26 protein-coding genes and 5 pseudogenes are annotated in these 25,031 nt (G+C 70.5%); 14 read left to right on the top strand and 17 right to left on the bottom strand.

Annotation, left to right across the window (positions count from 1 at the left end):
• Positions 1-58: 58 nt before the first annotated feature.
• From LRS10_RS03350 to LRS10_RS03335, 4 genes are all read right to left on the bottom strand, one after another.
• Positions 59-541, bottom strand: a complete 483-nt coding sequence (locus tag LRS10_RS03350; RefSeq protein ID WP_257839075.1) for a GNAT family N-acetyltransferase — start codon at positions 539-541, stop codon at positions 59-61.
• Complete coding sequence (locus tag LRS10_RS03345) at positions 538-1,335, bottom strand: enoyl-CoA hydratase-related protein (protein WP_257836005.1); 798 nt, start codon at positions 1,333-1,335, stop codon at positions 538-540. Before LRS10_RS03345 ends, LRS10_RS03350 begins: the two co-directional genes overlap by 4 nt.
• Before the next feature lie 36 nt (positions 1,336-1,371).
• Positions 1,372-2,439 (bottom strand): MBL fold metallo-hydrolase, encoded by a 1,068-nt coding sequence (locus tag LRS10_RS03340; RefSeq protein ID WP_257836004.1) that lies wholly within the window; start codon positions 2,437-2,439, stop codon positions 1,372-1,374.
• 63 nt (positions 2,440-2,502) lie between these two features.
• The gene (locus tag LRS10_RS03335) at positions 2,503-2,949 is read right to left on the bottom strand and encodes a MarR family winged helix-turn-helix transcriptional regulator (protein ID WP_257836003.1); all 447 of its coding nucleotides are present in this window, start codon (positions 2,947-2,949) and stop codon (positions 2,503-2,505) included.
• Between the two features lie 154 nt (positions 2,950-3,103).
• On the opposite strand from LRS10_RS03335, the gene LRS10_RS03330 reads away from it, so the two are divergent.
• The 6 genes and pseudogenes from LRS10_RS03330 to LRS10_RS24860 all read left to right on the top strand — a co-directional run bounded on the left by LRS10_RS03330 (position 3,104) and on the right by LRS10_RS24860 (position 6,886).
• Positions 3,104-4,309: a glycosyltransferase gene (locus tag LRS10_RS03330; RefSeq protein WP_257836002.1), complete on the top strand. Its 1,206-nt coding sequence runs from the start codon at positions 3,104-3,106 to the stop codon at positions 4,307-4,309.
• 1 nt (position 4,310) lies between these two features.
• Entirely contained in the window at positions 4,311-4,844 is a 534-nt protein-coding gene (locus LRS10_RS03325) for a PepSY domain-containing protein (RefSeq protein ID WP_257836001.1), read from the top strand.
• Positions 4,845-4,863: 19 nt separating this feature from the next.
• Positions 4,864-5,535 carry a response regulator transcription factor gene (locus LRS10_RS03320; protein WP_257836000.1) on the top strand — a complete coding sequence of 224 codons (672 nt, stop codon included), beginning with the start codon at positions 4,864-4,866 and terminating at the stop codon, positions 5,533-5,535.
• On the top strand, positions 5,532-6,176 hold the full coding sequence (locus tag LRS10_RS03315) for a hypothetical protein (RefSeq protein ID WP_257835999.1): 645 nt from the start codon (positions 5,532-5,534) through the stop codon (positions 6,174-6,176). The genes LRS10_RS03320 and LRS10_RS03315 overlap by 4 nt, the downstream gene beginning before the upstream one ends.
• Positions 6,070-6,375 (top strand): annotated as a pseudogene (locus LRS10_RS24865) (HAMP domain-containing protein); the annotation flags it as partial. The gene LRS10_RS03315 and the pseudogene LRS10_RS24865, both read left to right, overlap by 107 nt.
• Before the next feature lie 283 nt (positions 6,376-6,658).
• The gene (locus LRS10_RS24860) at positions 6,659-6,886 is read left to right on the top strand and encodes an ATP-binding protein (protein WP_374570890.1); all 228 of its coding nucleotides are present in this window, start codon (positions 6,659-6,661) and stop codon (positions 6,884-6,886) included.
• Here LRS10_RS24860 and LRS10_RS03305 read toward each other — a convergent pair.
• The 7 genes and pseudogenes from LRS10_RS03305 to LRS10_RS03275 form a co-directional block, all read right to left on the bottom strand.
• Positions 6,883-7,197: a DUF885 domain-containing protein gene (locus LRS10_RS03305; RefSeq protein ID WP_257839074.1), complete on the bottom strand. Its 315-nt coding sequence runs from the start codon at positions 7,195-7,197 to the stop codon at positions 6,883-6,885. The genes LRS10_RS24860 and LRS10_RS03305 overlap by 4 nt on opposite strands.
• A 121-nt stretch (positions 7,198-7,318) precedes the next feature.
• Positions 7,319-8,542 (bottom strand): annotated as a pseudogene (locus LRS10_RS03300) (DUF885 family protein); the annotation flags it as partial.
• Positions 8,543-8,783: 241 nt separating this feature from the next.
• Positions 8,784-10,034 carry a serine hydrolase gene (locus LRS10_RS03295; protein ID WP_257835997.1) on the bottom strand — a complete coding sequence of 417 codons (1,251 nt, stop codon included), beginning with the start codon at positions 10,032-10,034 and terminating at the stop codon, positions 8,784-8,786.
• 101 nt (positions 10,035-10,135) lie between these two features.
• Positions 10,136-10,585 carry a ribonuclease HI gene (rnhA, locus tag LRS10_RS03290; RefSeq protein ID WP_257835996.1) on the bottom strand — a complete coding sequence of 150 codons (450 nt, stop codon included), beginning with the start codon at positions 10,583-10,585 and terminating at the stop codon, positions 10,136-10,138.
• 10 nt (positions 10,586-10,595) lie between these two features.
• Positions 10,596-11,562: pseudogene (gene thrB / locus LRS10_RS03285) on the bottom strand (homoserine kinase).
• A gap of 33 nt (positions 11,563-11,595) precedes the next feature.
• Positions 11,596-12,555 (bottom strand): 4-hydroxy-3-methylbut-2-enyl diphosphate reductase, encoded by a 960-nt coding sequence (gene ispH, locus LRS10_RS03280; protein WP_257835995.1) that lies wholly within the window; start codon positions 12,553-12,555, stop codon positions 11,596-11,598.
• Between the two features lie 72 nt (positions 12,556-12,627).
• Positions 12,628-12,789, bottom strand: a complete 162-nt coding sequence (locus LRS10_RS03275) for a hypothetical protein (RefSeq protein WP_257835994.1) — start codon at positions 12,787-12,789, stop codon at positions 12,628-12,630.
• 162 nt (positions 12,790-12,951) lie between these two features.
• Between LRS10_RS03275 and LRS10_RS03270 the strand changes: the two genes are divergently transcribed.
• Together LRS10_RS03270 and argS are read left to right on the top strand one after the other, a co-directional pair.
• On the top strand, positions 12,952-13,647 hold the full coding sequence (locus tag LRS10_RS03270) for a Tat pathway signal sequence domain protein (protein WP_257835993.1): 696 nt from the start codon (positions 12,952-12,954) through the stop codon (positions 13,645-13,647).
• A pseudogene (gene argS / locus LRS10_RS03265) lies at positions 13,644-15,414 on the top strand (arginine--tRNA ligase). The gene LRS10_RS03270 and the pseudogene argS overlap by 4 nt, the downstream one beginning before the upstream one ends.
• Before the next feature lie 4 nt (positions 15,415-15,418).
• Here argS and LRS10_RS03260 read toward each other — a convergent pair.
• From LRS10_RS03260 to LRS10_RS03240, 5 genes are all read right to left on the bottom strand, one after another.
• Positions 15,419-15,565, bottom strand: coding sequence for a hypothetical protein (locus LRS10_RS03260; protein WP_257835992.1), 147 nt, complete (start codon positions 15,563-15,565; stop codon positions 15,419-15,421).
• Positions 15,566-15,857: 292 nt separating this feature from the next.
• Complete coding sequence (locus LRS10_RS03255) at positions 15,858-16,970, bottom strand: hypothetical protein (RefSeq protein ID WP_257835991.1); 1,113 nt, start codon at positions 16,968-16,970, stop codon at positions 15,858-15,860.
• 158 nt (positions 16,971-17,128) lie between these two features.
• Positions 17,129-18,466, bottom strand: a complete 1,338-nt coding sequence (locus LRS10_RS03250) for a dihydroorotase (protein WP_257835990.1) — start codon at positions 18,464-18,466, stop codon at positions 17,129-17,131.
• Positions 18,467-18,469: 3 nt separating this feature from the next.
• Complete coding sequence (locus LRS10_RS03245; protein WP_257835989.1) at positions 18,470-18,832, bottom strand: glycosyltransferase family 9 protein; 363 nt, start codon at positions 18,830-18,832, stop codon at positions 18,470-18,472.
• Entirely contained in the window at positions 18,829-19,431 is a 603-nt protein-coding gene (locus LRS10_RS03240; RefSeq protein ID WP_257835988.1) for a glycosyltransferase family 9 protein, read from the bottom strand. The genes LRS10_RS03245 and LRS10_RS03240 overlap by 4 nt, the downstream gene beginning before the upstream one ends.
• A gap of 63 nt (positions 19,432-19,494) precedes the next feature.
• On the opposite strand from LRS10_RS03240, the pseudogene LRS10_RS03235 reads away from it, so the two are divergent.
• From LRS10_RS03235 to LRS10_RS03210, 6 genes and pseudogenes are all read left to right on the top strand, one after another.
• Positions 19,495-20,302: pseudogene (locus tag LRS10_RS03235) on the top strand (folate-binding protein YgfZ).
• A gap of 62 nt (positions 20,303-20,364) precedes the next feature.
• Positions 20,365-20,952, top strand: a complete 588-nt coding sequence (locus tag LRS10_RS03230; protein ID WP_257835987.1) for a DNA-3-methyladenine glycosylase I — start codon at positions 20,365-20,367, stop codon at positions 20,950-20,952.
• Positions 20,952-21,626 carry a ribonuclease HII gene (locus LRS10_RS03225; protein ID WP_257835986.1) on the top strand — a complete coding sequence of 225 codons (675 nt, stop codon included), beginning with the start codon at positions 20,952-20,954 and terminating at the stop codon, positions 21,624-21,626. Before LRS10_RS03230 ends, LRS10_RS03225 begins: the two co-directional genes overlap by 1 nt.
• An 80-nt stretch (positions 21,627-21,706) precedes the next feature.
• Positions 21,707-22,786, top strand: coding sequence for a site-specific DNA-methyltransferase (locus LRS10_RS03220; protein ID WP_257835985.1), 1,080 nt, complete (start codon positions 21,707-21,709; stop codon positions 22,784-22,786).
• A 29-nt stretch (positions 22,787-22,815) separates the two neighbouring features.
• Positions 22,816-23,784 carry an MFS transporter gene (locus tag LRS10_RS03215; protein WP_257835984.1) on the top strand — a complete coding sequence of 323 codons (969 nt, stop codon included), beginning with the start codon at positions 22,816-22,818 and terminating at the stop codon, positions 23,782-23,784.
• Positions 23,777-23,971 carry a hypothetical protein gene (locus tag LRS10_RS03210; RefSeq protein WP_257835983.1) on the top strand — a complete coding sequence of 65 codons (195 nt, stop codon included), beginning with the start codon at positions 23,777-23,779 and terminating at the stop codon, positions 23,969-23,971. Before LRS10_RS03215 ends, LRS10_RS03210 begins: the two co-directional genes overlap by 8 nt.
• On the opposite strand, the gene mutY is transcribed toward LRS10_RS03210, so the two are convergent.
• Positions 23,968-25,005 (bottom strand): A/G-specific adenine glycosylase, encoded by a 1,038-nt coding sequence (gene mutY, locus LRS10_RS03205; RefSeq protein ID WP_257835982.1) that lies wholly within the window; start codon positions 25,003-25,005, stop codon positions 23,968-23,970. The genes LRS10_RS03210 and mutY overlap by 4 nt on opposite strands.
• Positions 25,006-25,031: the final 26 nt, after the last annotated feature.

The following is a 25,031-nucleotide window of genomic DNA, read 5'->3' as shown; positions in this document are numbered from 1 at the left end:
ATCCCGCCGGCAAGCGGTTCGACGAGGCCGCCTTCGCGCGCGACGTGCTGGCGGCGCTCTAACTCCCGGCCAGGCTGGTGAGCGCCTCGCCGTCGAGGCGGCGCACGGTCCACTCGGTCATCGCACCTGCGCCCAGGCTGTCATAGAAGGCGATCGACGGCGCGTTCCAGTTCAGCACCGCCCACTCCAGCCGGCCGAGGTCCGCGTCGACGCACCGCTGGGCCAACCTTCGCAGCAGCGCCTTGCCGGCCCCCAGCCCGCGGGCCTCCGGCCGCACGAACAGATCTTCGAGGTAGATTCCCGCGCGGCCGCGGAAGGTCGAGTAGTTGTAGAACCACAGCGCGAAGCCCACCGGGCGGCCGTCGGCCTCGGCGATGTCGCAGAAGGCCCGCGGGTTCTCGCCGAACAGGTCGCGGCGGATGTCGGCCTCGGTGGCCTCCACCTCGTGGAGCAGCCGCTCGTACTCGGCCAGCTCCTTGATGAAGGACAGGATCAGCGGGGCGTCGGCGACGGTGGCGACGCGGATCGTCACCCGGCTCATGCCGGCGTCTTCGATCGCGCCTTGGAGAAATCCGGCGGCCGCTTCTCGGCGAAGGCGGCGAAGGCCTCGGCGGCGTCGGCGGTCTTGAGCTGGGCCGCGAACAACCGGCCTTCTTCCTTGTAGCGCTCGCGGACGGTCTCGGCCGGCCGGCGCATCAGCGCCTTGGTCGCCGCGACCGAACTGGCGGCCCGCGAGGCCACCGCCTCGGCCGCGGCTCGGGCGCGGGGCCGGAGATCGCCTGCAGGGACGACCGCGTTGGCGAGTCCCCAGGCCTCGGCCTTGCGGGCGTCGACCGCCTCGCCCAGCACGAACATGGCGAAGGCCCGCGCATGCCCGATCCGCGCCGGCAGCAGCATTGAGGAGGCCGCCTCAGGCACCAGCGCCAGGTTGACGAAGGGCGTCGTCAGCAGGGCATCCTCGGCCACATAGACGAGGTCGCAGTGCAGCAGCATGGTCACGCCGACTCCGACGGCGCGGCCGTTCAGGGCGGCCACGATCGGGGTCTTCGCCCGCTCCAGGGCGTTCAGCAGCGGGTTGCCGTCTTCGCGCGCGGCGTTCGCGTCCGGATCGCCCCGGTTCACCGCGGCGAAATCGGCCAGGTCGTTGCCGGCGGTGAACATGTCGCCGTTGGCCTGGATGATGATGCAGCGGATGTCCGGATCGGCGTCGGCGGCGTCGATGCCGTCGGCCAGCGCCTGGTACATCGCCCGCGTCAGCGCGTTCTTCTTCTCGGGCCGGTTCATGGTCAGCGTGAGCACGCCGCCCGAGCTTTCGGACAGGATATGGTTCGACATCTCAGGTGCTCCCAACGGCTGGCCTAACAGCCAAGCTTAGGCGGCGGCGCGGTACCAGTCGATCCCGTCCGCGTCTCGCTCGCGCACCGCAAGCCCCCGGCGCCGCAGGCAGTTCAGGTGCGCCAGGCTCTCGCCAGTCGCCAGGCCCAGCAGTTCCGGCCCGATCGGCCGGCGGAACAGCACGTGGAAGACGTCGGTCACCCGCCTCGGCTCCGCCAGTTCCTTGGCGAGCCGGCCGAGGCTGCGTTCGTGCCCGGCCACCAGGTGGTCCAGTCGGGCGTGTAGGCCGTGGAACGGCTCGTTGTGCGCAGGCAGCACCAGGACGTCGTCCGGCACCCGGCCCTTGATGGCCGTCAGCGAGCTCAGCCAGTCGCTCAGCGGATCGGCCTCCGGCTCGGTCGGGAAGACCGACACGTTCGACGAGATCTTCGGCAGGACCTGGTCGCCCGAAATCATCAGCTTCAGGTCGGGGCACCAGAGCGAGGCGTGTTCGGGGCTGTGGCCGCAGCCCACCACCACCTCCCAGTCGTGGTCGCCGATGCGGACGGTCTCGCCGTCGTTCAGCCGCCGGAAGCTGTCTGGCAGCACGTGGAGACCCCGGCCGAAGCCGCCGAACTTTGCCTTGTACTGGTCGATGGCGTCCTCGTCCCAGCCGCAGGCCTTGTAGAAGCGCAGCGCCACCTCCGGCGCCTCGCGGCCGGTGTCCAGCGCCAGCGAGCGGCAGGTGACGAACTCGAGCCGGGTGATCCACAGCTGGCAGTCGAACTTCCGTGTCAGCCAGCCGGCCATGCCGATATGGTCGGGATGCATGTGGGTGACGAACACCCGCGTCACCGGCCGGCCCTCCAGCGGCCCCTGGAACGCCGCCCGCCAGGCGTCGCGCGTGCCGACCCCGGCGATGCCGGTGTCCACGATCGCCCAGCCGTCCCCGTCGCGGATCGCCCAGACGTTGATCGCCGCCAGCGGCCCGCCCAGCGGCATGCGCAGCCACTTCACGCCGGGCGCGATGTCCACCGCCTCGCCCGGGCCCGGAACGCCCTCGAAGGGGTAGCTCAGCTTCGGTCGCGGCAGCTCCGCAGCCGTGTCCTCGATACCGTCGCGCAAGATGGGAAACTCCTACCTGCCGCCATTCTCGGCGACTTCCGCTGCGGACGGCAATCTTCCACCTCAGCCCTGATCGGTCATCCACGCCCGGAGCGCGCGCAGGAAAGGTAGCGCCTCGCGGAATTCCTTCTGGGTGAAGGCCTCGCGCAGCTTCTCCATCTTGGGCCGGATCGCCGCCATCGAGCGGCCATAGGTCTCGCGCCCTTCCGCGGTCAGGCGGACGCGCTTCTTGCGCCGGTCGCTTTCGCAGGGCTCCACCGCCACCAGCCGCAGGGCTTCCAGCCGCTGCAGGGTGTTGGTGATGGCGCCGGGGGTCATTTGCAGGGCGGATGCGATCTGCGCCGGCGAAAGCTCGCCGCCGCGCCGCATGATCAGGTTCATGACCTCGAACTGAGGGTAGCTCAGCCCCACCGGTAGGCAGCCGCCGATCACGACGCGCACGCCATGCTCGATCATGCTGATCTCGTCGAAGACCTGGACCTCGGGGTGCTCCTCGATCTGCGCCGCCATGCCCCGTCCTCGTCGTTCCGCTCGCGGAGCGAATCATTACCACTCGTGTCCAGGCGGGGTATTTCAATGTTGAAGCACCCTGCGGCCACCCAACATTTGGCAAATCAAATCTTGGCCGCAGCTGGCCGTCAGGCCCCGCTGGCATCCGCGGCGGATGCCCCGCCGTGGTCCTGTCGTCCTGTTCACCGCCGCCCTCGCCAGGGACGGCGTCGCGCGCAATACGGTCAACCTTGCCCGCGCCCTCCTCGCCCGGGGCGCCCAGGTGCAGGTGGTCAGTCTCGACGGCGGTCCCCTGGCCGACGAGCTCGTCCAGGCCGACATCGTCCGGCTGGGCCGCGCTCCCGGTCCGCGCCCTCTGGCGTTGGCGCTGGCCGTCCCGGCCCTCGCCCAGCACCTCGTCCGCACCCGACCCCAGGCGGTGGTCTCCATGGGCAATCACGCCCATCTGGCTGTCTGGGCCGCCCTCCGCGGCCTGCCGCAGGTCCCGCGCCTCTACCGGATCAGCAACGATCCCTTCCACCCCGGCGACGCCGCGCCCGCTCGGCTGCTGCGGGAGATGGGCCTGCGCCTGATCGCCGCCGATGCGACCCGGTTGATCTCCGTCTCAGCCGCCGCCGCCCAGCGCCCGGTGTTCGATCGCGTTCGGGCGCTCGGTCGGCTCGCGCTCACGCCGAACGGCGTCGACGCCGCGGCCATAGCAAGCCGGGCGGCCGAGCCCTGCGGCCACCCGTGGGCCGCCGACGGCCAGCCGTACCTCGTGGCTGTCGGGCGGCTGCACCGGCAGAAGAACTGCGAGGCGCTCATCGAAGCCCTGGCCATCCTGCGCGCCCACGGCCGCCGCAACCTGCGTCTGCTGATCCTGGGCCGCGGCAAGCCCGCGGCCCGGCGCGCACTCGAGGCGCGGGCCCGGCGCCTCGGGCTGGGTCACGCCGTGCGCCTCGAGGGCGAGGTGGAGAACCCGTTTCCGCTGGTCGCCCGGGCCGCCGCCTATGTTCTGCCGTCCCGCTGGGAAGGGGCCTCGAACAGCCTGCTGGAGGCCCTCGCGTGCGGGGTTCCGACCGTCGCCGCCGTCACCGCCGGCAGCGCGCCCGAGGTCCTCGCCGGCGGGCGGTACGGCGCGCTGGCCGAACCCGACCCGCAGTCGCTGGCCCGGGCCGTCGCACGACAGCTCGATCCGGTCACGCGGATCGCGCCGCAGGATCGCGCCCGCGATTACGACCTGGCCGCGGCTCTCGATCGGCTGGCGCAGCTCGTCCTCGCGACACCGGCCATACATGACGAAATCCAAATGCAGGCCGCAGGCGCACGCCATCCTGGCCCGGTACGAGGACATCTGCGGGGGACGAACAAGGAGTACTGACATGCCGACCAAGACCCTCTTCCTTGCCGCTGCGGCCGCCGCCGTCCGCCCTGCCGGCCATCGCCCAGGCCCCCCCAGGCGCTCCCCGCGCAGCCGGTGGCTCAGGCCGCGCCTGCCGTGTCCCTCGCCCAGGCCGTTTCGGCCGCGGAGCAGGCCGTCCGGGGGCCGCGCCTTCGGCGTCGAGCTGGAGCACGAGAAGGGCGTGCTGGTCTATGAGATCGACCTGGTGAAGGACGGCCGCGCCGTCGAGGTCCACGTCGACGCCGCCAGCGGCAAGGTCGTGCGCCAGCAGAAGCTCGCCGCCGTCCGCCTGCCGTTCACCGGCGAGCACCTGAAGGCCGCCCAATCCGCGCCGCGCACGCTCAGCGAGACGATCGCGCTCGTGGAGAGCGCCACGAAGGGCCGGGTGTCGGACATCGGGCTGGAGCGCGAAGGCGGCCGGTACTACTACGAGGCCGAGCTTGCCGGGGCGCAGGACCGCGAGGTGCGGGTCGATCTGCGCACCGGCGCCATCACTCCGGTGATCGACGACTGATCTCCGGCGGGAGTTCGGCATGCATGTTCTGGTCGTGGAGGATGACGTCCGCGTCGCCGACCACGTGGTCAAGGGCCTGAAGGCCGAGGGTTGGCTGGTCGACCACGTGGCCGACGGGCGCGAGGCCCTGTTCCGCGTGGCGTCCGAGACCTACGACGTCGTGGTCCTCGACCGCATGCTGCCGAGCGTCGACGGGCTGAAGATCCTGCAGACCATGCGGGCGTCCGGAGATCCGACGCCCGTGCTGATCCTCTCGGCGCTGGGCGACGTCGACAATCGGGTGAAGGGGCTGCGGGCCGGCGGGGACGACTATCTGGCCAAGCCCTTCGCCTTCTCAGAGCTGCTGGCCCGCGTGGAGGCGCTCAGCCGCCGCAAGGCGCCCGTCCAGGAGACCACCCAGCTCAGCCTCGCCGATCTCGAGATGAACCTCATCGCCCGAACGGTGACACGAGCCGGCAAGCCCATCGATCTGACCGCGCGCGAGTTCGGCCTCCTGGAATACCTGCTCCGCAACGCCGGCCGCGTGGTCAGCCGCACCATGCTGCTGGAGGCGGTCTGGGACTACAATTTCGACCCCCAGACCAATATCATCGACCAGCACGTCAGCCGTCTTCGCCAGAAGGTCGACAAGGACTTCGAGCCGCCCCTGATCCACACGGTGCGCGGCATGGGCTACACGCTGCGCGCATGAGGCGGCCCCATCCGCTCCGCAGCCTGACCCTCAGGCTCACCCTGGTCTACATGGCGCTGTTCTATGCCTCGATCGGGCTGATGCTGGGTGCGAGTTACGTGGGCGGGGTCTGGCGGCCTCTGCAGCAGGTCGAGCGGCAGATCACCGGCGAGAGCGAGGCCCTCAAGCGCATCTACGCCGCCCAGGGGCGCGACGCGCTGATCCGGGCGCTGGAACGCCGGGCCGACGCCGCGCAGGGCCGGCTGCCGTACCATGTGCTGATCGCCCCCGACGGCGCCGTGGTCGCTGCGAACCTTCTCGACTGGCCCCGCAGCCGCGGCCCCGAGTGGCTGCGCTACGAGTTCGGGACCTATGCGACGGGCGCCGAGGAAGAGCACGAGGCCGTGGTCCGCGACGTATCCCCTGCCCGGGGGCTGGCGCCTGCTGGTGGGGCTCGACACCGAGGACCTCGACGAGCGCGAGGATCTTATCCAGGAGGCGCTCTCCTGGGGCCTGGGGATGACGCTGGCGCTGGGCGTTATCGGCGGCCTGGTGATGACCTATGCGATCTCCCAGCGCCTCGAGAGCATCAACCGCGCCGCGCGCGCCGTGATCGCCGGAGACCTCTCCGGCCGGGTGGAGCTGCGCGGCTCAGGCGATGACTTCGATCAGCTCTCGGCCACGCTGAATGAGATGCTCGCCCGCATCGAGCGCCTGGTGGCGTCCATCAGCCGGGTCTCCGACAGCATCGCCCACGAGCTGCGCACGCCGCTCACCCGCCTGCGGGCCGAGCTGGAGGACCTTGCGGCGGCTGCCGATCCCGCCGAGACCCCCGCCAGGGCCGCCGCAGCTCTGGAGGAGGCGGGGCGGCTGCAGTCCATGTTCGAGGCCCTGCTGCGCATCGCCCGCCTGCAGAGCGGACCCAGCATCGTGAAGGCGCCCTTGGATCTGTCGTCTCTGCTGGCCGACGCCGCCGATCTGCACCGCGCCGCCGCCGAGGCGCGCGGCCAGACCCTCGAGGAGCACGCGCCCGACGGCCTCGCGATCATCGGCGACCGGGACCTCGTCTTCCAGATGATCAGCAACCTGCTCGACAACGCCGTGAAGTTCGCGCCGGAGGGCGGCAGCGTCACGCTGGAGGGCCGTGCGTTGGACTCCGGGCGCCGAGGTCGTCGTGACGGACGACGGCCCCGGCGTTCCGGCCGAGCTCCGCGACCATGTCTTCGAACGCTTCTGGCGGAGCGACAGCGCCGCGCCAGGCTTTGGCCTCGGCCTCAGCCTGGTGGCCGCCGCGGCCGAGGCGCACGGCGCGTCCATCACCCTTGGCGACGCCGGTCCGGGCCTGCGCGTCGCCGTCCGATTTCCGGCCTAGGCGGCCTTCCGGCTCGCCACCCAGCGGTCCACGCGGGCCTCCAGCACGCTCAGCGGCAGGGAGCCGGCGCCCAGCACCGCCTCGTGGAAGCCCTTCAGGTCGAACCGCTCGCCCAGGTCGGCCCTCGCCCTGGCCCGCAGCTCCAGGATCTTGACCATGCCGACCTTGTACGAAGTGGCCTGGCCGGGATTGACGAAGTAGCGGCGGATCTCCGAGCGGATCTTGCCCATCGGCTGCGGCGAGTTGGCCGAATAGAAGTCCAACGCCTGCTGTTCGCTCCAGCCCTTGGCGTGGATGCCGGTGTCGACCACCAGGCGGATGGCCCGCCAGATCTCGCGACCCAGACGGCCGAAGTCGCTGTACGGATCCCCTGTAGAAGCCGGCCTCCTTGGCCAGCAGCTCGACGTAGAGGCCCCAGCCTTCGATGTATGCGCCGTAGCCGTACTGGCCGCGGAACGCCGGCGTCCCGGTCATCTCCTGCGCCAGCATGATCTGCATGTGATGGCCGGGCCAGCCTTCGTGGTAGCTGGTGCCCTCGATCTCGTAGATCGGCGTGGCCCGCGTGTCCGCCAGGTGGACGTAATAGATGCCCGGCCGCGACCCGTCGGGCGCCCCCGAGCTGTAGTGGGCGGCGCCGCCCGGCTCCTCGCGGAAGCTCTCGACGCGCTTCACGATCAGGTCCGACTTCGGCAGCCGGCCGAAGTAGCGGGGCAGGGTGGCCTTCATCTCGGCGAGGTGGACCTCGGCCCGCCTCAGATAGTCGGCCCGTCCCGCGTCGGTGTTGGGCACATAGAACCGGTCGTCCGTGCGGAGATGCACGAAGAACTCTTCCAGCGTGCCGGAGTAGCCGATCTTGGCCTTCAGCGTCTCCATCTCGCTGCGGATGCGCTTCACCTCGGACAGACCCAGCTCGTGGATCTGGTCGGCGGTGAGGTCGGTGGTGGTCTGCTGGCGCAGCATGGCGTTGTAGAAGGCTGCGCCGTCCGGCAGCGCGCCTGCCCCCTTGGCGTCGGGCGTCGTATTGGCCACGTCGGCGGCCAGCCAGGCGCCGAGCCGGTCGTAGGCCGGCTTCATCCGGCCGGTCATGGCGGCGGCCAGCGCCTTGGTCATCCGGTCGGCGTCCGCCGCGGGCAGGTTCAACTTGGCGATCTTCGCCTTGCCATCGGCGAACAGGGCGGAGTCCTCGCCCGCGCCGAACGGCGCGCCCGCCGTGAGTCGCTTCACCTCCTCGGCGGATTGTTCGTAGGCGAACCGCGGCATCCGCACGCCTTTGGCGGCCGCGGCCTTGGCCCGTTCGAGCTGCACGTCCAGCGCCGGGCCGATTTGGGCCACCCGGCTGATATAGGCCTCCATGTCGGCCTTGGTGTCGACGCGGTGCTGGTTGATCATGAAGTTCGGCAGCCGCGTGTGATAACCGCCGCGGTCGAAGATGTAGTTGTGGCTGCGCCAGCGGTGCGCCTCCTCGGCGCGGGTCAGCTCCAGCGACCACATGTCGAACGACACGCGGGCCTCGTCCGACAGCTTGGCGGGGTCGAACCGGCGCTTCATCTCGGCCACGCTCCGCCGCCGCCATTCGAGCCGCCTCATGGCCGCGGCGTCGCCTTGCTCCGTCAGCCGGTCGTACTGCTCCTTGCGCCCGAGGTTGGTGAGCCGCATCGGGTCCATCTGCAGTTCCTTCTCGAACTCGGCGTCGAGGTAGGCGGTGAGCTGGCGGTCGAGGTCCGACTGGGCGGCGGCCGCCGTCGGCGAGAGCATGGTCGCCGCAACGAGCGAGAGGGCGAAGTCGCGCCGGGAAAGCCGCATCACAACACTCCAAGGAAAGCAAAGCGGCGCGAAGCTATCAGCTCCGCGCCGCCGCAAAAGTCTTCGGGCGATTAAATCGCCGTTATGCGCGGGATCACTTCACGAGCGCGTCGTAGATCCAGTTGCGGTTCCGGCGCTGGTACTCGCTGGCCGCCTCGCGGGCCTGGACCATGAACACCATGAACACCTCGTTCTTCGGGTCGACCCAGAACTCGGTGCCGGCGATGCCCCACCAGGAGAAGGTGCCGGCGCCCGGCCGCTGCACGGTGTCGTCCAGCACCAGGCTGAAGCCCAGGCCGAAGCCCATGCCGCGGCCCGGGAAGAACTGGCCCGCCTGACGGATCGCCGGCGTGGTCTCGTCCTGCCGCATCCGGGCGAGGGTGTCCTTCTTCAGGATGCGGACGCCCTTGTACTCGCCGTCGCCCGCCAGCATCAGCACGAAGCGCAGGTAGTCCTCAGTCGTCGACGACAGGCCGCCGCCGCCCGACAGGAACGGGGTCGGCTTGGCGTAGTCGTAATAGACCATCGGGTCGCCCTTGGCGGGCTCGGCGAAACGGGCGCGCTTGGACTCCGGCTGGTAGAAGGCGGTGTCGGTCATGCCGAGCGGGTCGGTGATCCGCTCGCGGATCAACACGTCCAGCGGCTTGCCGCCGGCCGCCTCGACCACCGCGCCCAGGACGTCCGTCGAGCGTGAGTAGTTCCACGCCGTGCCAGGTTCGGCCTTCAGCGGCAGCTTGGCGATGACCTTGGCGTATTCGCGGTTGGTCAGGTCGTTGCGGTTCTCGCCGCCTGCCGCCCACACCTTGGCGAGAGGCGTGCCCGTCTGGACGAAGCCGTAGATCAGTCCCGAGGTGTGGCTCATCAGGTGGCGCACCAGCATCGGCTGGACCGCCGGCTTGGTCGTGCCGTCCGCCTGCCAGACCGCCAGGTTGGCGTACTCGGGCAGGTACTTCGCGACCGGCGCGTCGATGTCGAGCTTGCCCTCCTCGACCAGGGTCATGGCGGTGACCGACACCACCGGCTTGGTCATGGAGAAGATGCGGAAGATGGTCTCGTTGGTGACCGGGGCGGTCTGGCCCGGGCCCTGCACCCCGAAGCCTTCCTCGAACACCACCTTGCCCTTGCGGCCCACCAGCAGGTAGGCCCCGGCGATCTTGCCCGAGGCGACGTCGGCCTTCAGGCCCTGCCGGGCGATGTCCAGCTTGGCCGGATCGAAGCCCAGCGCCGCCGCGTCGCCCTTGACGATCGACGAGACCGCCGGATCGACGCGCTTGGGGCTCCTTGCCCCCGCGTCGGTCGCCGTGAACGCCAGAGCCGCGACGACCGCCATGGCGGCCGCGTTCATATACCTGCTCGTCATGAGTGCTTCCCCCCGTCTGCTTTTAGAAGAAGCGGTCTGCCACAGCTTGGCAACCGGCGTGTTTCAGCCCTGCCACGCATTTGGGGTCAGGCGCGGGCGGACACCGTCTCGGTCAAGCCCTGGCGCGCGAGCGCGTCCGCCCGTTCGTTCAGCTCATGGCCCGCATGGCCCTTGACCCAGCGCCAGTCGACGTGATGGCGCGCCCGGGCCTGGTCGAGCCGCTTCCACAGGTCGTCGTTCTTCACCGGCTTCCGGTCCGCGGTCAGCCAGCCGCGCTTCTTCCAGGAGTGGATCCACTCGTGGATGCCCTTCTGGACGTACTGGCTGTCGGTGTGCAATTCGACCCGGCAGGGCTTGGTCAGCGCCTCCAGCGCCTGGATCGCCGCCATGAGCTCCATGCGATTGTTGGTGGTCGCCAGCTCCCCGCCGAAGATCTCCTTCCGCTTCTCGCCGTACAGCAGGATCGCGCCCCATCCGCCCGGCCCCGGGTTCCCGGAGCACGCGCCGTCCGTGTAGATCACCACCTGGGGAGTCACGCCGTCACGCTCACGAAACCGCTCCGAACAGCACGAGATCGGGCGATGAGCGATGCACCGCCAGCTTGCGCTCGTATTCCAGGGGATCCTTCGGCTTGACCAGGGCGCCGGCCGGAGTCGCGCCCCAGTCGGCAAGCCTGGTCAGGAAGAACCGCATCGCCGCCCCGTGCGCCAGCACGGGCAGCGCCGCCCGCTCGGCGTCCGACAGCTTGCGACGGCTCTCGTAGCCCGCCACCAGCGCCCGCGCCGCCGTGATGTTGAAGCTGCCGTCCGCCTCGAAGCACCAGGCGTTCAGCGCGACGGCGATGTCATAGGCCAGGGCGTCGTTGCAGGCGAAATAGAAGTCGAAGGCTGCCGCGAACCTGCCGCCCTGGAAGAAGACGTTGTCCGGGAAGTAGTCGGCGTGGATCACGCCCTGCGGCAGCCCCCCCAGGCCAGCGGGCCGCCAGGCGCTCCAGATCCTCGGTGACGGTCTTCGACAGCCCCGGTTTCAGCCCCTCGGCCGCCTCGTGCAGGCCCTCGAACATCGGCGCCCAGTGCGGCTGGCCAAGGTCGTTGGCGCGGGTCATCGGGAAGCCCTCCTGCGCCGCATGCAGCCAGGCCAGGCTCTCGCCGGCCTCGCGGCAGTGGGCCACCGTGGGCCGCCGCACCGACAGGCCCGACAGGTAGCTCACCATGGCGCAGGGCTTCCCGCGCACGGTCTTCAGGATCTCGCCTTTGCGGTCGGCGATCGGCGTGGCGCACGGGAAGCCGTGCTCGGCCAGCCACCGCATCAGGCCCAGGAAATAGGGCAGCTCCTCGGGCCGCACCCGCTTCTCGTAGACGGTCAGGAAGTACCGGCCGGTCTCGGTCTCGAGCAGGAAGTTGGAGTTCTCGATCCCCTCGGCGATGCCCTTGAACGACAGCGGCTGGCCGAGGTCGAAGTCGGCCAGGAGCGCCGAAAGCTCCGCGTCGGTGATGTCCGTATAGACCGCCATGGCCAGCCCGCATGAGGCAGGTCGCCGGGCCGGTCAAGCGCCGGCCGCAGCCCCGACCAGGGCCCGCGGCAGCTTGAAGGTCACGGTCTCCCGGGCCACCTCAGCCTCTTCCAGCGTCACCGCGAACCGCTCGGCCAGCCGGTCCAGCAGGCCCTGCACCAGCACCTCCGGCGCCGAGGCGCCGGCCGTGACGCCCACCGTCCGCGCGCCCGCCAGCCATGCGAAGTCCAGCTTGCCGGCGTCGTCGATCAGATAGGCTTGGGCCCCCGCGCGCCGGCCCACCTCGGCCAGGCGCACCGAGTTCGAGGAATTGGCGCTGCCCAGCACCAGCAGCACGTCGGCCCGCGCCGCGATGGCCTTCACCGCCTCCTGGCGATTGGTGGTGGCGTAGCAGATGTCTTCCTTGTGCGGCGCGGCGATGCCCGGGAAGCGGGCGCGCAGCGCCTCCACGATCTCGGCCGTGTCGTCCACCGACAGGGTCGTCTGGGTGACGAAGGCCACATTGGCCGGGTCCTTCGGCGTGAAGGCGCGGGCGTCCTCCACCGTCTCGATCAGCGCCACGGCGCCGTCGGGCAACTGGCCCATCGTGCCCACGACCTCGGGGTGGCCGGCGTGGCCGATCAGCACGATCTCGCGGCCGGCGTCGTGGTGCCGCTGGGCTTCCACGTGCACCTTCGAGACGAGCGGGCAGGTGGCGTCGAGGTAGAGCATCTTCCGCGCCTTGGCGGCGGCCGGCACCGACTTGGGCACCCCGTGGGCCGAGAACACCACCGGCCGGTCCTCGGGGCACTGGTCCAGTTCCTCGACGAACACCGCGCCCAGCGCCTTCAGCCGGTCGACGACGTGGCGGTTGTGGACGATCTCGTGGCGCACATAGACCGGCGCGCCATAGGTCTCGATCGCCCGCTCGACGATCTGGATCGCCCGGTCCACGCCCGCGCAGAAGCCACGGGGACTGGCCAGGAGGACGGTAAGCGGCGGACGCGTCGACATGGCGCGGAACCTAGTGCGCCGCCCGCCTCCGCGCCAGCGCTACCGCCGATGCGTCCCGCGATCAGGGCCCGATCAGAACAGGCCGGCCCGCTGGGCGATGACGACGGCGGCGATGATCAGGATCAGCGCCTGGATGATCGTGCCGAAGGGCGACGGCAGGGGCAGCTTCTGCACCGCCCAGGCGATCAGGGCGGCGACGATCAGGACGATGATAGCGAAGACAAGGATCGACATGTGGGGCTCCAACAGGGCTTGGCCGTGGCCTGCAGAGCGCACGGTGGAGCTTTGCGTTCCCGCCGGGGTCGTCCGAGCCGCGTTGCCGCCGCAATCGTGAGGCTGTAACTAGGCCACGACTTCGCGGAACCTCCGCGCCCTCTGGTACCGAGACGCCTTCCCATGCGCCGCCACCTGCTTGTCGCCGCCGCTGCGGTCCTTTCGGCCGCTGTCGCCCTGCCTGAAATCGCCGACGCCCAGGGCCGTGGCCGGGGCGGCCAGCAACAGCAGCAGGAAGACGACGCGGCCAAGCGCCGCAAGCGGGACGCAGAATGGGGCGACAGCCGCGCGCCGCTGCCGGCGCTGCGAAACGCCGGTCCGTGCCCGTTCGTGAAGACGCTCTACGACGCCGCCCGCTACGTCGAGTTCAAGGACGGCCGCGAGGCCTCGGCGAACGTCGGCTTCTCGGGCGAGATCCAGGGCATCTCCGCCGGCTGCGAATACAAGGACGACAAGCCGATCGAGGTCGCCATGGAGGTGCTCTTCGAACTCGGCCGCGGCCCCCAGGCCGAGGGCCGCGCCAAGACCTACCGCTACTGGGTGGCCGTCACCGACCGCAACCGCTCGGTGCTCGAGAAGCAGGTGTTCGACCTGCCGGTGACCTTCAAGGAAGGCGAGGATCGCGTCTATGTCCGCGAGACCCTCAAGCGGATCGTGATCCCGCGCGCCGAGATGACCACCTCGGGCGCCAACTTCGAGATCCTGGTGGGCTTTGACGTCACGCCGCAGATGGCCGCCTTCAACCGTGAGGGCAAGCGTTTCCGGCTCAACGTCGGCGGCCAGGCCTCCACCACCGCAGGCTCGCCCACGCCCCAATGAGCGACCTGAAATCGGCCCTGGGCGAAGCGGTCGAGGCCGCCTTCGTCGCCGAAGGCGTTCCCGCTGAGCTGGCCCGCGTCACCGCCTCCGACCGTCCCGACCTCGCCGACTTCCAGTCGAACGGCGCCCTGGCCGCCGCCAAGCGCGTGGGCAAGAACCCGCGCGAGATCGCCGCGGCGGTCGCCGAGCGGCTGAAGAGCGACCCCCGTCTCTCCGCGGTCGAGATCGCCGGCCCCGGCTTCCTGAATCTGAAGCTCGCGGACGCCGCCCTGGCCGAGCGGGCGAACGCTATCGCCGCCGACCCCCGGGCCGGGGCCGAGACATTGGCCCGCCCGCGGCGGGTGATCGTCGACTACGGCGGTCCCAACGTGGCCAAGCCGATGCACGTGGGCCACCTGCGCGCCTCGATCATCGGCGAGAGCATCAAGCGGCTGTACCGCTTCCGCGGCGACGAGGTGATCGGCGACGCCCATTTCGGCGATTGGGGCTACCAGATGGGCCTGCTGATCGGGGCCGTCATGGACGAGCATCCCGACATCGCCGGCCTGGTCGAGAGCCTGGACGACAAGGACGCGCCGATCCCGGCCGCCTTCGAGCGGATCACCCTCGCCGACCTCGACCGGCTCTATCCGCAGGCCGCCGCCAAGGGGAAGGAAGATCCCGCCTATCGCGACCGCGCCCGCAAGCTCACGGCCGAACTCCAGGCGCACAAGCCCGGCTGCTACGTCCTCTGGCGTCAGTTCCGGGCCGTCACCCAGGTGGCCCTGGAGCGCGACTTCCACGCGCTCGGCGTCGACTTCGACTGGTGGAAGGGCGAGTCCGACGCCGATCCGCTGATCCCGGAGATGGTCGCCGAACTGGACGCCAAGGGCCTGCTGGTCGACGACCAGGGCGCGCGGATCGTCCGCGTGGCGCGCGAAGGCGACAAGCGCGAGCTGCCGCCGCTGCTGGTGGTCTCGTCCGAGGGCTCGGCGATGTACGGCACGACCGACCTCGCCACCATCCTCGACCGCAAGCGCACCTTCGATCCCGAGCTGGTCATCTACTGCGTCGACCAGCGCCAAGCCGACCATTTCGAGATCGTCTTCCGCGCCGCCTACCTGGCCGGCTACGCCGCCGAGGGCCAGCTGGAGCACATCGGCTTCGGCACCATGAACGGCACGGACGGCAAGCCCTTCAAGACCCGCGAGGGCGGCGTCCTGAAGCTGAACGACCTCATCGAGATGACCCGGTCAAAGGCTCGCGAGCGCCTGCACGAGGCCGGCCTCGGCGAGAACCTGCCCGAGGCCGAGTTCGAGGACATCGCCGGCAAGGTCGCCGTCGCCGCCCTGAAGTTCGCCGACCTGCAGAACTTCCGCGGCACCTCCTACGTCTTCGATCTCGACCGCTTCACCAGCTTCGAGGGCAAGACCGGCCCCTACCTGCTCTACCAGGCGGTCCGGGTGAAAAGCCTGCTGCGCAAGGCCGAGGCCGAGGGCGCGACGCCGGGCCCCGTCGTGGTGGCCGAACCCGCCGAGCGCGACCTGGTCCTGACGCTCGACGCCTTCGAAACCGCGCTGCAGGAAGCCTACGACAAGAAGGCCGAATGCGCTGGCTGAGCATGCCTACCGCCTCAGCCAGGCCTTCTCGAAGTTCTACGCCGCCTGCCCGATCCTGTCGGCCGAACCGCCGGTCCGGGCCTCGCGTCTGACGCTTGCCGCCGCCGCCTTGAAACAGCTGGAGCTGGCTCTGCAGGTGCTGGGCGTCGAGACGCCGGAGCGTATGTAGGCGGCTAGTCCTCCTCGCGCCGCACCTGGCGCGCCCGGCCTTCCCGCTCCGCCTGCCGCCGCAGCCGAAGCCACAGCAGGCCGGCGAACATCACGACGGCGGCCGCCACCAGGGCGATGAGCCACCAGAACGTGTCCTGCGAGCCGGTCATCCCCGACGCTCCTCCCGTTGTCGACGGGAGCAGAACGCGCAAACGCGACCGGAGTGCGGCCGGCGAACCTCGAGCTGACGGGCCTCAACGCTGAGCGCCTCGCCGGCGGCGTTGGCGTCGTGAATTCGGGCGGGCGATCCGCTGCTTGGGACAGCGACAGACCCTCTGGCGGCGAGGGACGGATCCCGCCAGAGGGTCGTCGACCAGCGTCGCGCCGGAAGCTGCGGCGCACAGGATCAACCGCGGCTAAGGCGCAGCCGTTCCCCATCCCCGCAAAAGTACGGTAGTCGACTTAGCGCCGGCTACGCGCGTCGGCCGTCGCGGCGTTCAGCTTCCGGATCCGCGCCTCGTAGAGCATCGCGAGCCGGGTCGTGTCGCTCACGTCGTTGCGGGCCTCACGCCAGGCCAACTGGCGGCGCCGCAGGAGATCCCGGTCCGCGTGGGCCGCCAGGGCCTCGGCATAGGCGTGGCGCAGGTCCTTCTGCAGCTTCTGCAGCCCGGCGTCGCCGCAGATGGCGCGATCGGCGGGTGTCGGCTCTGCGGCGCAGCCGTCCGCCAGCTGAGCCTTCGGCTCTGCCTGAGGTTCCGGCTTCGGCGGCTCGGACGTCGCCTCGGGCGACGCCAGGGTCGCCGCCGCGTCCTCGCCCGCCGCCAGCGCTTCCGGCGCCTCGATGGCCGTTTCGGCGAGCTGCGGTTCGGCGGGGATCTCGGTCGCGGCGACGAGCGCGGGCTCCGGCGCGATGGGCGGCGGGGGCGGGGCCTCGGCGACCGTCATCGGCGGCGGCTCCTCCGGTTCCTGCGGCAGGGCCAGGGCCTCGCGCAGGCTGCCGCCGACTCCGACCCCCAGGACAATCCCGGCCAGGCCGCCCAGGGCGAAGCCCAGTGCGGATCCCGGGCGGCGGGCGGGCCGAGGCGCTTTGGCCGTCTTGGATGTCTTGGGCGGCGCCGTGGGCCGCGCGGCCTTCGCGGGGCGGAGCGCCTTCGGCGCGCTACGCGGCGCGGCGGCCGCCGATCCGGGCTCCCGGGTCAGGGTCAGCGGCGGCTCGTCGTCGGGTGCGGCTTCGGCGGGTGGCGGCGGCGGTTGCAGGAACCCGTCGTCTTCCTCAAGTGGCGTGAGGCCAAGCGCGTCGTGCGGCGCCTCGGGAAGGTCGCCGACCTCCCACGGCTCCGGCTGCGGATCGAGCGGGTCGCCCAGGTCGAGGTCGATGATGTGCGGCGCGTGCGCGATGCGTCGCCGGCCGCCGAACCGACGCTTGCGGGTCTCGGCGGCGCCGTCTTGCTGCCGGCGCCGCGCCATCTCCTGCAGGATCTCGTAGGACTGCGCCGCATGGCCGCGCGAGCGCGCGCTGTCCAGCAGTTGCCGGAGTTCCGGCCCGCTCAGGGTGGTCAGGTCAAGCTGTGGCAACGGCGTGTTTCCCGGGCGCGTGTCGTCACTCGTCGCCGGCGCCCGTCCATTTCACCGACGCCGTCACTATGGAGCGCGCCTGCGCAGGCGGGAACAGCGTCATTTCGCCTCGCAGGAGGCGTACCCCTGCGTTGCGCGCGCCGGGCGCACGCCCGCGCTCAGTGATGATCCAGGGTCTCGGCGAACCGCACCGGCTGGCCCAGGCTGGGGGCGGTGATCTCGCCGTCGCGCATCACCGTGCGTCCGCGGATGATCGTCGCCATCGGCCAGCCCTTGGCGGTGAAACCATCGAACGGCGTCCAGCCGACACGCGTCGCCATGTCCTCGTGGCGGATCGTCCTCGTGGCCTTCAGGTCGACGATGGTCAGGTCGGCGTCGTAGCCCACGGCGAGCCGCCCCTTGTCGGCCAGGCCGAACACACGGTTCGCGCCGTGGCTGGTCAGGTCCACCAGCCGCTCCAGGGAGAGCCGGCCCTCGGCTACGTGGGTCAGCATCACGGGAAGCAGGGTCTGCACGCCCGGCATCCCCGATGGCGAGGCCGGGTAGGGGCGAGCCTTCTCCTCCCTGGTGTGAGGCGCATGGTCCGAGCCGATGACGTCCGCCACGCCGCTGGCGATGCCGGCCCACAGACCCTCGCGATGTTCCGGCCCACGGATCGGCGGATTCATCTGGGCGAAGCCCTTCAGCCGCTCGTAGGCCTCTGGCCCCGCGAGCGTCAGGTGCTGCGGCGTGACCTCGACGCTGGCCACGTCCTTGTGCGCCGCCAGGTAGGCGATCTCCTCGCGCGTCGTGACGTGCAGGACGTGGATGCGCTTGCCCAGCTGCTTGGCCAGCCGGACCAGGCGTTCGGTGGACTGGATCGCCGATTGGGCGTCGCGGACCTCGTAGTGGCTCGTCCAGTCGCCCGTTCGGGCCAGCGGTCGGCGGTCGGCCAGGCGGTACTCGTCCTCGGAGTGGAAGGCGGCGCGCCGGTGGATGTGGCGGAGCACCATCTCGATGCCCTCGTCGTCCTGCACCAGCAGGGTGCCGGTGGACGCGCCCATGAACACCTTGATCCCGCAACAGCCGGGCAGGCGCTCCAGCTCGCCGAGGAACTTCGCGTTCTCGTGGGTGCCGCCGACATAGAAGGCGTGGTCGCAGTGCATGCGGTCGGCCGCCCGCGCCAGCTTGTCCTCCAGCGCCCCCGGGTCCGTCGTCGTGGGTTCGGTGTTCGGCATCTCGAACACGGCGACGACGCCGCCCAGGACCGCCGCGCGCGAACCTGTTTCCAGGTCTTCCTTCCACTCGAGACCGGGTTCGCGGAAATGCACCTGGGTGTCTATGACGCCCGGCAGCACCGTGAGGCCGGCGGCGTCGAAGGTCTCGCCAGCGCTGGCCTGCGACAGGTCGCCGATGGCGACGATCTTGCCGCCCCGCACGCCGACGTCGGCCGCGCCGCGGCCTGCGTGGTTCACCACCTCGCCGCCGCGCACGATCAGGTCGTAGGTCTCGGGCATGGTTCAGCCTTCCGTGGCGGCGAGAAGCTCGTGGGCGGCGCGTACCACCTTCTCCACCGGCAGGTCCATCATGTGACAGATGGCCTGGTCGAGGCCGGGGTCCACCTGGCGGATCTGGTCCAGGTCGCGCGGTCCGCGGACGACGCGCGTGCCGGGCCCCCACGGTGCGTAGAGCCGCTCGTCCGAGGGGCCGAAAAGGCCTATGGTCGGGCAGCCGGCGGCCGCGGCCAGATGCATCGCGCCGCTGTCGTTGCCGATGAACAGGCGCGCGTGCTTCAGCGCCGCATAGGCGGTCAGCAGGTCCTTGCCGGTCAGGTCGATGATCCGGCTGGGCGCCACGTCGCGCAGCGGCTTGACCAGGTTCACGTCGCCCGACCCCCGACCACCATCAGCCGCCCGCCCCTCAGCGGGCCGTCGCCGCGCACCAGGCGCATGGCCACCTGGGAGAAGCGCTCCACCGGCCAGGTCTTGCCGATCCAGTTGGCCGCCGGCGCGAGCGCCAGGATAGGGCCTTCGCCGGCGACCAGTTCGGCGGCGTAGGCCTCAGTGTCCGGCGAGGTGAACAGGAAAGGCGCCGCCGGCTCGTCCTCGATCTTCAGCAGACGGGCGGCCTCCAGCACCTTGTGGACCGGCTCGGCGCTCTTGCGGTGGACGGCGCGCCGCCGCGTCCGCAGGAAGCGGGTCAGACCCGACCCGCGCAGGTCGACCACCAGGCCCCAGCGCCGCTTGCGGGTCTCGCGCCACAGGTCGAACCAGTGTCCGCCCGACTTCGCCTTCTGCATCACGATCACCCGATCCAGGTTCGGGACCTCCGCGAACAGCGGCGCGGCGGCTGGGCCGGCCACGATGGTGAAGCGGGCGTTGGGGATCTCGTCGTGCAGGCGCTTGATCAGCCCCGAAGAGAGCACCGCGTCGCCGATGCGCGTGGCGGTGATAAACAGAATCGGGAACGGACCGGACGCCATGCCTTATCCAATACCCGAAGCGCGTGCTGGCGCTCCACCGCGGCGCATCCCAAATTGCCGGGCATGACTGTCGCTTCGCTGAACAGCCGCGCCCTGATCGCCGTCGGCGGTCCCGACTGGCGGCCCTTCCTGCAGGGGGCTCCTCACCCAGGACGTGGAGACGCTGCAGCCCGGAGAGGCCCGCTTCGGCGCCCTGCTGACGCCGCAGGGGCGGCTGCTCTATGACCTCTTTGTGATCGGTGCGCCGGACGGCGCGCTCATCGACGTGGCGCGCGAGCATCGCGACGCCCTGCTCCAGCGGCTGGCGATCTACCGCCTGCGCGCCAAGGTCGACCTCGCCGCCAGCGACCTGCCGGTGTTCGCCCAGTGGCCGGCGGGCTCGGCCGGCGTCGTCGATCCCCGCCTGCCCGAGCTCGGCCGCCGCATCTATGGACCCGCGACCGCCGATGCCGACGAGGCCGCCTACGAGGCGCACCGCCTGGCGCACGGCGTGCCAGGGCCGGCGGACTGGGGCTCGGACAAGGCCTATCCGATCGAGGCTGACTTCGACCTGCTGGGCGGCATCGACTTCAAGAAGGGCTGCTTCGTAGGCCAGGAGACCACCTCGCGCATGAAGCGTCGCGGCCAGATCAAGAGCCGGATGCTGCCGATCACCTTCGACGGCCCCCCGCCTGCGCCGGGGACTGAGGTGCTGGCCGGCGAACTCCGGGCCGGCGAGGTGCTCTCCGGCGCCAACGGCCGCGCCATGGCGCTCGTCCGCCTCGACCGGGCGCTGGGCGCCGACCTCACCGCCGAGGGCCGACCGGTGCGCGTCGAGACGCCCGAATGGTTTCCCCAATCGGCCGATCAACCTGGGGATAACGCCGCTTAGAGGTCCGGATGCGGCGAAACGGTCCTTGAGGTTCCCCGCGCGGTGAGGCGAGGGTGCGCGCGATGACGCAGACCCTGGCCCGCTGCACCTGGAAGGGGATGAACGGCGACCCGTTCTACGAGCGCTACCACGACGAGGAGTGGGGCGTGCCCGAGTACGACTCCCGCGCGCTCTGGGAGAAGCTGGTGCTGGACGGCTTCCAGGCCGGGCTGTCGTGGATCACCATCCTGCGCAAGCGCGACGCCTTCCGCGAGGCGTTCGACGGCTTCGATCCCGAGAAGGTGGCCCGCTATGACGACGCCGATCGCGCGCGCCTGATGGCCAACGCCGGCATCGTCCGCTCCAACGCCAAGATCGACGCCGCCATCTCCGGCGCGCAGATCTTCCTCGAAATGCGCGACCGCGGCGAAGACTTCTCCGCGTTCTGCTGGGGCTTCGTGGGCGGCGAGCCGGTCCAGAACCGGTGGAACGCCGGCCAGGTGCCGGCCCAGACGCCGCTCGCCGTCGAGGTCTCCAAGGCGCTGAAGGCCCGGGGCTTCAAGTTCGTGGGGCCGGTGATCGTCTATGCCTGGATGCAGGCGACCGGGCTGGTCAACGACCACCTCGCCGACTGCTTTCGCCACAATGAAGTGAAGGGGCTTGTCCGCTAGTGCCCAAGGGTCCGACGCTCCTACTTGAGAAAGCCTTCGTCGGCGGACCGGTCTGCGGCGTCGACGAGGCGGGCCGCGGGCCCTGGGCAGGCCCGGTCTCGGCCGCGGCCGTGATCCTCGACACCAATCCGCGCAAGGTGCCCAAGGGCCTCGACGACTCCAAGAAGCTCTCGGCCAAGGCCCGCGAGGGTCTGGAGATCGAGATCAAGGCCAAGGCGGTGGCGTGGGGCGTCGGCTTCGCCAGCGTCGAGGAGATCGCCAGCCTAAACATCCTGCACGCCACGGGGCTGGCCATGTGCCGCGCCATCGAGGCCATGGCCGTCCAGCCGATGTTCGCGCTCGTCGACGGCAACTATCGCTTCAAGCTGCCCTGCGAGGTGACGACCGTGGTGGGCGGCGACGCCAAGTCGAAGTCGATCGCCGCAGCGTCGATCCTCGCCAAGGTCGCCCGCGACCGCCTGATGACCGAAATGGACGCCGTCTACCCGGGCTACGGCTTCGCCAGCCATAAAGGCTACCGGGCGCCGATCCACGCCGAGGCCCTGCTCAATCTTGGCCCGTGCGAGATCCACCGCCTGAACTGGGGCCCGGTTAAGCTGGCCCTGATGGGCAGGGACCCGCTGATGGCGTTCGAAAACGCGCTGCAGGAGGAGCTGCCGTTCGGCGAGGCTTAACCTCTCGTTGACCACGCGCGTCAACGAGGCCTTCACCATAAGGGCGGAGGATTCAGACTCCTGTCCTTAAGGGTTTGAGCATGGGCCTGCCGGTCGACACCATCATCCAGGGCGACTGCCTGGAGGAGCTGCGCAAGCTTCCCGACCGCTCCGTAGACCTCGTTTTCGCGGATCCGCCCTACAACCTCCAACTCGGCGGCGACCTCCTGCGCCCCGATAACTCCAAGGTCGACGCCGTCGACGACCACTGGGACCAGTTCGAGAGCTTCGAGGCCTACGACACCTTCACCCGGGCGTGGCTGAGGGAGTGCCGGCGGGTGCTGAAGGACGATGGCGCGATCTGGGTGATCGGCAGCTATCACAACATCTTCCGTGTCGGCGTCGCGGTGCAGGACCTGGGTTTCTGGATCCTGAACGACATCGTCTGGCGCAAGTCGAACCCGATGCCGAACTTCAAGGGCACCCGGTTCACGAACGCGCACGAGACCCTGATCTGGGCGGCGAAATCGCGCGGCGGCCGCCGCTACACCTTCAACTACGACGCCATGAAGATGGCCAATGACGAGCTGCAGATGCGCTCGGACTGGACGCTGCCGCTGTGCACCGGCGACGAGCGCCTGAAGGACGAGGCGGGCGCCAAGGCCCACCCGACCCAGAAGCCGGAGTCTCTGCTGTTCCGGGTGATCATGGCCTCGACGAAGCCCGGCGACGTGATCCTGGACCCGTTCTTCGGCACCGGCACCACGGGCGCGGTCGCCAGGCGACTGGGCCGAAAGTTCGTCGGCATTGAGCGCGAGGCCGAATACGCCAAACTCGCCAAGCAGCGGATCGCCAAGGTCGTTCCGGCGACGGCCGACGAGATGGTCGTCACCGGCTCCAAGCGAGCCGAGCCGCGTATTCCATTCGGCACCCTGGTCGAGGCCGGCCTGTTGCGCCCCGGCGACGTGTTGTACTGCCCGAAGGGCCGCAACGCCGCCCGCGTGCGCGCCGACGGCAGCCTTGTGGTGGGCGACCTTTCGGGCTCGATCCACAAGGTCGGCGCGATGGTGCAGTCGGCGCCGGCCTGCAACGGCTGGACCTACTGGCACTTCAAGTCGGACAAGGGCTTGGCCCCCATCGACGTGTTGCGCGCCAAGGTCCGCTCTCAGCTCTCGGCCTAGCTTCGGACGCCTGTTAGACGCGTGAGGGAATGAGCCCGCGCGTCTACGTCTTCACGCTCTGCACCTTCGCCTTCGGCTCCGCGGCCTTCATCTTCGCGGGCCTGCTGGAGGTGATGGCGCGCGACCTCGGCGTCTCGACCGCCGTGGCCGGCCAGTTGCAGACCGCCTATGTCCTGACCGCGGCCCTGCTGGGACCGCTCGTCGCCTGGGCGCTCGGCCGCGTCGACCGCAAGATCGTGCTGACGGGGGCGCTGACGCTGGGCGTGATGGCGCATCTGGCCTGCGCGATGACGCCGGATTTTCCGAGCCTGCTAGGACTGCGGGCCCTGGCCGGCCTCGCGGGCGCCGTCGCCATGCCGGCGGCGTCTATCGCCGCGGCGACGCTGGCCTCGCCCGAGCGGCGGGGATCGGCCATCGCCATGACCAGCGGGGGCATGACGGTCGCCTTCGTCATCGGCATCCCGCTCGGCAGCGTCATCGGCGCGCTGTTCGGCTGGCGCGCCACCTTCGTCTTCGCCGCGGGGCTCTCGGGCCTCGCGCTGGCGGGCGTCCTGGCCTTCATGCCGCGCTTGGCTCCGGCCCCCCGGCGCGTGGGCGGCCGGCTGCCAATCGGCCACATCTGGCCGCTGTTCCTGACGACCTTCCTGCTGTTCGCCGCCAATATGACGGTGAACCTCTATATTGCGCCGCTGGTGCGGGTGGGGGCCGGTGTCACCGGCGCCCGGCGTCGGCGCGTTCCAGATGATGATCGGGGTGGGCTCGATCCTCGGCCTCTGGCTCGGCGGGCGGGCCGCCAACCGCTACGCGGGAAAGGCCTGGATCCTGCAGGGCTTCGGCATCCAGGCCGCCGCCATGACCCTGCACTTCGCCGCCACCCACCATGCCCTGCCGCCGGGCTGGCCCAGCATGGTGCTGGTGGCGCTCGCCATCTTCGTCGCAGCCACGGCGCTCTTCTCGATGACGCCGGTGGTGCAGGCGCGGCTGATCCAGATGACTGACGGCGCGCCTGTAGCCATGGCGCTGAACGGCTCGGTGATCTCGGTGGGCCAGGCCCTGGGCTCCGCGCTCGGCGGCGCGGCGCTGGCGGCCTTCGGCGTGCCGGCCATCCCGGGTGCGGCGCTGGCGATGTCTGCGATCGCCTTCACGGTCCTGCTCTTCGTGTTCCCCGCCCGCGATCCCGATTAGAGCAGGTTCGTGAGGCCTGCTCGCGCCGCCTTCAGAAAGACGCTCGGCAGGGCGTCCAGATCCCGTCGTGGCCTCCAGATCACACCGTCCGCATCACCCTCGGCCCGCAGCAGGCGCAGCGTCAGGGTGAAGTGGGTGAAGCCGTGTTCCACCTCGCCGACGCCCCGCCAGTCCACATCCGCCGGCGCGGCGGCGAGCGCCTCGGCGTCGCTCCAGCGCTCGGCCCGCCAGTCGCTGGTCGGCAGCGCCAGCATCCCGCCCAGCAGCCCCTTGGGCGGCCGCCGGACCAGGGCCACCTCGTCGCCGCGCGTCAGGACATAGGCCACGCCGTGGCGGTGCGGGCGCTCGGCCTTCGCCGCCCTGCGGGGATAGCTTTCCGGCGCGCCGGTCGCGAACGCCGCGCAGTGGTCGATCACCGGGCAGCGCTCGCACAGCGGCGACTTCGGCCGGCAGATCGTGGCGCCCAGGTCCATCAGCGCCTGGGCCCAGTCGCCCGGGCGGTCCTCGGCAACGAGCGCGGCGGCGAGTCGCTTCAGCTCGGGCTTGGCGTCTGGCAGGGGCTGTTCGACCGCGAACAGCCGCGACATCACCCGCTCCACGTTCCCGTCGACCACATTGGCCGGCCGGTCGAAGGCGATCGCCGCAACGGCCGCGGCGGTGTAGGGGCCAAGCCCCGGCAGGGACCGCAGGCCCTCTTCGGTGTCGGGAAAGACGCCGCCGTGGTCCTTCGCCACGGCGCGGGCGCAGGCCAGCAGGTTGCGGGCGCGGGCGTAGTAGCCGAGCCCCGCCCACGCGGCCATGACGTCTTCATCCGGCGCGGCGGCCAGTTCGTTCACGGTAGGCCAGCGGGCGGTGAATTTCAGGAAGTAAGGCGTCGCGTGGGGCACGGTGGTCTGCTGCAGCATCACCTCGGAAAGCCAGACGCGGTAAGGGTCGGCCCGTACGCCCGCCGCGTGGTGGCCAGGCCCCACCCGCCAGGCGAGGTCTCGGGCGTTCGCGTCGTACCAGGAAAGCAGTTGGGCGCGGAGGGACACGCCCCCTCATACCGGCTAAAGTGGCG

It is taken from the genome of Phenylobacterium sp. J426 (assembly GCF_024699945.1).
GTDB lineage: Bacteria > Pseudomonadota > Alphaproteobacteria > Caulobacterales > Caulobacteraceae > Phenylobacterium.
This window is presented reverse-complemented; position numbering and strand designations above follow the sequence as displayed.